The organism is Mesorhizobium sp. M1E.F.Ca.ET.063.01.1.1 (assembly GCF_003998155.1).
GTDB lineage: Bacteria > Pseudomonadota > Alphaproteobacteria > Rhizobiales > Rhizobiaceae > Mesorhizobium.
Map to the genome: position 1 here is coordinate 1 of NZ_RZSC01000449.1, position 4,833 is coordinate 4,833.

At 61.7% G+C, this 4,833-nt stretch carries 5 protein-coding genes; 1 reads left to right on the forward strand and 4 read right to left on the reverse strand.

Annotated features, from left to right (window positions below; translation table 11 throughout):
• Nucleotides 1-220: 220 nt before the first annotated feature.
• Nucleotides 221-1,006: an SDR family oxidoreductase gene (locus EOA29_RS25070; protein WP_126092269.1), complete on the reverse strand. Its 786-nt coding sequence runs from the start codon at nucleotides 1,004-1,006 to the stop codon at nucleotides 221-223.
• Between the two features lie 13 nt (nucleotides 1,007-1,019).
• Complete coding sequence (locus EOA29_RS25075) at nucleotides 1,020-1,757, reverse strand: FCD domain-containing protein (protein ID WP_245464896.1); 738 nt, start codon at nucleotides 1,755-1,757, stop codon at nucleotides 1,020-1,022.
• 187 nt (nucleotides 1,758-1,944) lie between these two features.
• Here EOA29_RS25075 and uxuA point away from each other — a divergent pair, with 187 nt between their 5' ends.
• A complete protein-coding gene (uxuA, locus tag EOA29_RS25080; protein WP_126092270.1) occupies nucleotides 1,945-3,129 on the forward strand; it encodes a mannonate dehydratase in 1,185 nt (394 codons plus the stop codon).
• Nucleotides 3,130-3,306: 177 nt separating this feature from the next.
• Here the strand turns inward: uxuA and EOA29_RS25085 are convergent, their stop codons facing one another.
• Both EOA29_RS25085 and EOA29_RS25090 read right to left on the reverse strand, forming a co-directional pair.
• Complete coding sequence (locus tag EOA29_RS25085) at nucleotides 3,307-3,999, reverse strand: amino acid ABC transporter permease (RefSeq protein ID WP_127221764.1); 693 nt, start codon at nucleotides 3,997-3,999, stop codon at nucleotides 3,307-3,309.
• Between the two features lie 17 nt (nucleotides 4,000-4,016).
• Entirely contained in the window at nucleotides 4,017-4,733 is a 717-nt protein-coding gene (locus EOA29_RS25090; protein ID WP_126092272.1) for an amino acid ABC transporter permease, read from the reverse strand.
• Nucleotides 4,734-4,833: the final 100 nt, after the last annotated feature.

Genomic DNA, 4,833 nt, shown 5'->3' on the forward strand with positions numbered 1-4,833 from the left:
GTCTTGTAGGCATCCACCGCGCTCTCGTAGTCCCAGAGCTCGTCGGTGGAGCAGTCGCCCCAGCCTTCCTTCTCGCCGCCCGCGGACAGCGAAGGATCGCGCCCGCGAAAAATAGTTGGCGAGGTGGGCAACGATGTGCGTTGCGCCTGCCTGACGGGCAAACCGGAAATTGTCGGGCGTCAGCGACTCCCGGTAGAGGCCAAGGCCGATCTTCATGGTCCTACTTCACGCCGATGCCGGCGGTCAGGCCGCCGTCTATTTTGTAGTCCGCGCCGGTGCAGAAGCCGGCTTTCGACGAGCACAGAAAGGCGATGAGCTCCGCCACTTCCTCCGGTTCGCCGATGCGACCAAGCGGATGGGCGGCGCCGAAGCGCCTGTAGGCCTCCTCGACATCGGCATCGCTGCCGCTTTCACCGCGCGCGGCCTTCTCGAGAATCGGCGTGCGGATCGAGCCCGGGCTGACCGAATTGACGCGGACGCCGGCCGCCGCGTAGTCGAGCGCCAGCGAACGCGTCAGCGTGTGGATGGCGCCCTTGGTCGTGGCGTAGGCGGCGACATTCTGCTGGCAGGCGAAACCCTGCACCGAGGCGACATTGACGATGGCGCCGCCGCCACGCTTGATCATCTCGGGGATGCCGAAATGCGCCGTCAGGTAGATCGAGCCGACATTGACCGTCATCGCCTTGTTCCAGGTGTCGAAATCGGTGCTGGTCGCGGTTCCGTACGGATGGACTGCCGCCGAATTGACGATGACATCAAGGCCGCCGAAGCGCTCGACGCCGGCCGCGACGGCGTCGCGGACCTGGTCGGAAACGGAGACGTCAGTGTCGATGACCAGCGCGCCGGCTTCGCAGCTTTCCAGTTCGGCCCTCATCGCGGCATTCGCCGCGCGGTCGATGCCGCAGGCGACGATCGCGGCACCCCCCGCCGCGAGGCGTCTGGCGGTTGCGAGGCCAATTCCGGTCGTCCCCGTCACCAGGACCACCTTGCCGTCGAAATCCTTCATTGCGGGAACTCCTTCAGTCACTGTCGGAAGCCGGTTCTTCCGGCAGGAATCGCAGGGCGAAATCGAGGTGGCGGCTCATCAGGTAGGCGTAGGCCAGCCTGTCGCGCGCGCGCAGCGCAGCGATGATTTCGTCATGCGCGGCGCGGGTGTCGGCCAGCACCGGACGCATTTCCTTGCCGATAGTCATGATCCGCAGGATCACCGGGGAAAGGAAGGAGTAGATGTCCGTCAGCATGCGATTGTCCGCCAACGCGACCAGCGCCATGTGGAAATTGAAATCGTTCTCGGCGGCTTCCTCGATCGAGCGGCTCTCGACGATCCGGGCATTGATCTCGTCGAGCGCCTCGATCTGCTCGTTCGTGGCATGGAGCACGATGTGGTCGCCGATGCCGACTTCGATGATGCGCCTGAAACCCTGGATGTCGGCGAAGGACGAGCGCGAGACATCCATGTGCGCGGCGAAGAAATTCTGGATCGCGATGCTTTGCCCGTCGGCCAGGACGGCGCCGACGCGGGGCTTTGGCTCGATCAGCCCATAGGTCCGAATGGTGCGCAACGCCTCGCGCACCGTGTTGCGGCTGGCGCCGGTGATCTCGCTGAGCTCGCGCTCCGTCGGCAGCACGTCGCCGACATTGAGCTGCCGCGCGCGGATGAGGTCGAGGATCCGCCCGGCCGCGGTATCGACCGCGGACCTGCCGCCGGCGCGGCGGGCGACGGCATTGTCCCGCACGGCCTGAGAGTTTTCCGACATCCATTCTCCTAATTGTTGGACCAGAATATCGTATGATTTGGGGGAAAACAATCTGATTCGGACCTGCTTCGTCGAATTTCGCAGGAATTTGTGAGGCGTTTGTCCCTTAGCGGGCGTCGGATTTTTAATTTGACTCTCATTGTGGTCCAACAATAAGTTGTCGCTCTCTCGAAGAAGGAAAGCGACGATGGAACAGTGCTGGCGCTGGTATGGCGCGGACGATCCGGTGACACTCGATCATGTCAAGCAGGCGGGTGCGACCGGCGTCGTCTCGGCCCTGCACGACATCTATGATGGACGCGCCTGGCCGCTGGAAAACATCCTGGAGCGCAAGCGGATCATCGAGGCGGCGGGGCTGACCTGGTCGGTCGTCGAGAGCATTCCCGTCCACAACTCGATCAAGATCGGCTCGCCGGAACGGTCCCGCTATGTCGGCTTCTACAAGGACACGATCCGCGCGCTCGCCAAGGCCGGCATCGCGACGATCTGCTACAATTTCATGCCGGTGGTCGACTGGACCCGCACGGATCTGGCCTATCGCCTTCCGACCACCGGTTATGCGTTGCGCTTCGACGCGATCGATTTCGCGGCTTACGACCTGTTCGTGCTGAAGCGCAGCAATGCCGAGGCCGGCTACACGTCCGCCCGCATCGCCGAGGCGCAATCGCGGCTGAAGGAACTCGGCGACGAGAAGATCGACAGGATCGAGCGCAACCTCATCGCCGGCCTGCCCGCCACCGAGCGCAGCTACAACCGCGACAGCTTTCGCGAGGCGCTGGCCGAATACGATTCGATCGGGCCGAGGGAATTGCGCGACAACCTCGCCTGGTTTCTGCGCGAGATCATTCCGGTGGCCGAACAGGAAGGGGTGCGCATGTGCATCCATCCCGACGATCCGCCCTTCTCGCTTTACGGCCTGCCGCGCATCGTTTCGACCGCCGAGGATGCGCGCTTTATCCTGGCCGCCGTCGACAGCCCGGCCAACGGGCTGACGTTCTGCACCGGCTCCTATGGCACGCGCGCCGACAACGACATCGTCGCCATGGTCAAGGAATTCGCCGGCCGCATCCATTTCGTCCATCTGCGCAACGTCACCATCGAGGATGACGGCTCGTTCCACGAGGCCGAGCATCTCGAGGGCGGCACCGACATGGCGCATGTCATCCTTGCGCTGATGCAAGAGGAGGCGCGCCGCCGGAAGGAAGGCCGTGCCGACTGGCGCATTCCGATGCGGCCGGATCATGGACATCTGCTCGCCGACGACATCGGCAAGACCAGGATCAATCCCGGCTACTCGCTGATCGGCCGGCTGAAGGGCCTTGCCGAACTGCGCGGCATCATGCGGGCCGTCGAGCGGTTTGGGTTGGCTTGAGTCCGGGGAGACTGAGCGGCTTGGTTAACGTTGAAGCCAGCAATCTATTTGAGATCGCGGAGAGAATTTTGCTAGCGGAGGTCCGCCACCGCCGGACCCCGGTTGGAAGAGCCCGGCGGCTACCGAGCTCGCCGACTCTGGCGGCGAATTCGCGTGCTCTTTCGACGACGCTTCGGCTCAGGTCCGCACTCTCAGCGCCCGTTCCAGCCTATCGGCAATCTGCGTGACGATATAGGCAATCACCATGTAGATCACGACGGCAATCACGAAGGCTTCGAGGTAGTAATAATTCAGCGCCGCGGTCAACTGGGACTGGGCGAAGATATCGACAACCTCGATGGCGAACCCGAGGGAAAGCGCCTTCATGATGACCATCATGGAGGTCGTGAGGTCGGGAATTGCCGTAAGGGTCACCTGGGGAAATAGGATCCGTCGGAACAGTTGGCCGCTTGTATAGCCCAGCGAATGGGCGGCGTCTGATTGACCGGTATCGAAGGCGTTCAGGGCTCCCTTGATGATCTCCGCTTGGAACGCCGCGACACAGCCGGTCACTGCAATGACAAGGATTATCCAGTTGGGCGTTTCGTGGGCGTTGAAGTTGATCCCGAGCAACGAGAGCAGGAACTGGAATGCCGGGGGCAGACCGAAATAGGCGAGGAAAATCACGATGACCATCGGAACGCCCTTGAAGACGACCTTGTAAGCCATGATGAACTCCCGCAGTACCGGGACCCGTCTATATTCGACGAGTGCAAAAATGCTGCCGACTATCGTCGACAAGACGAAAATCATGAAAGCCATGCCGAGCGTTACGGGTACGGCGCCCAGAATTTCCTGCGAGTCCTGGAGTAGAATATCGGTATCAAACACGGTCGAATGCCCTTACGTCAGGCGCTCGCGATGAGCGCGTTCTTGATCTGAGCCGTGGTCGTCGCCTCCGGTGCCTGCATCGGTGAGCGAAGCTCGAAGAACCGCACGATGAGCCACGCGATCAGGCACATCAGCGAATAGATGACCGCCAGGACGAGGTAGGTTTCGAACTGGTACTGGTTATAGTCGCGCTCCATGATCAAGTGCGCGGTCGCCATCACGTCCGCCGCCCCGATATACATGACCAGCGCAACGTTATGGATCAGGTAGATGATGGAGTTTCCATAGCCTGGCAACGCGAAGTGCACCGCCTGCGGGCCCACGACGCGAGCGATCTTCTGGCGGAAGGTGTATCCTAGACTGTCTGCCGCATCATGCTGGCCGCGATCGACGGCCAGGTATGCGGGCCGCATGACTTCCGACAGATATCCCCCATGGTAAAAGCTCAGCCCCACCATTGCAGCGACCGTCGGTGAGAAAAAATCTGCGGAACCGAACAGGGCCACCAATAGGGGAAGCCCGTAGAACGCGACGAACAACTGGAGGACGACGGGAACACTCCGGGCATAAGACACGTAGATGTCGGTCAGGTGGCTGACCACCGGTATCCTGCGAACCCGGAGTGTTGTCGCGACGAGAGCCAGGCAAAAGCCGACCAACATGGCCGTGAACGTGATGGCGAGCGTCAGCGGCAACGCCGAGAGCAACTCGGGAATCATAGCAGAAACATCCACTTTGAAACACTCCTTCTTGCAATTCAGCCTTGCCGCTGACTAACAAACCTAGTCGTAGACGCCCTGTTATTTCATGTACTGGACGATGCCTTCGCCGAAC